We start from the raw sequence: 826 nt of genomic DNA, 5'->3' as shown, positions 1-826 counted from the left end.
TTCTATGCCATGTTGTCGCTGGGCCTGGCGGTGATCTTCGGCCTGCTCAACGTGATCAATTTCGCGCACGGCACGCTGTACATGATGGGCGCCTTCCTGGCCTGGATGGGCCTGTCCTACTTCGAGCTCAACTACTGGGTGATGCTGGCGCTGGCGCCGCTGATCGTCGGCGCGTTCGGCATCCTCATCGAAAAGACCATGCTGCGCTGGCTCTACAAGCTGGATCACCTGTACGGCCTGCTGCTGACCTTCGGCATCACGCTGATGGTCGAAGGCATCTTCCGCTCGGTGTATGGCGTCTCGGGCCAGCCTTATTCGGTCCCTGACGCGTTGCAGGGCGCCACCAACCTCGGCTTCATGGTGCTGCCGAATTATCGCGCCTGGGTCGTCGTGGCTTCTCTGGTCGTGTGTTTCACGACCTGGTTCGTGATCGAGAAGACCCGCCTGGGCGCCTACCTGCGCGCCGGCACCGAGAACCCCAAGCTGGTCGAAGCGTTCGGCATCAACGTGCCGCTGATGGTGACCCTGACCTACGGCTTCGGCGTGGCGCTGGCAGCCTTCGCTGGCGTGCTGGCCGCGCCCGTGATCCAGGTCTCGCCGCTGATGGGCTCGAACCTGATCATCACGGTGTTTGCGGTGGTGGTCATCGGCGGCATGGGCTCGATCCTGGGTTCCATCGTCACCGGTCTGGTGCTGGGCCTGATCGAAGGTTTGACGCGGGTCTTCTATCCCGAGCTGTCGGCCACCGTGGTCTTCATCGTCATGGCAATCGTGCTGATGGTCCGTCCTGCCGGCCTGTTCGGCAAAGAGAAATGATCGGGAGCAG

At 62.5% G+C, this 826-nt stretch carries 1 protein-coding gene; it reads left to right on the top strand.

Going from position 1 to position 826, the window contains the following annotated elements:
- Positions 1–816, top strand: an 816-nt coding sequence (locus tag LBW87_RS23805; RefSeq protein WP_225203957.1) for a branched-chain amino acid ABC transporter permease, incomplete at its 5' end; no start/stop codon positions are given.
- Between the last annotated feature and the right edge of the window lie 10 nt (positions 817–826).

The sequence above is a fragment of the Herbaspirillum sp. alder98 genome, from assembly GCF_020179755.1.
Classification (GTDB): domain Bacteria; phylum Pseudomonadota; class Gammaproteobacteria; order Burkholderiales; family Burkholderiaceae_D; genus Herbaspirillum.
This window is presented reverse-complemented; position numbering and strand designations above follow the sequence as displayed.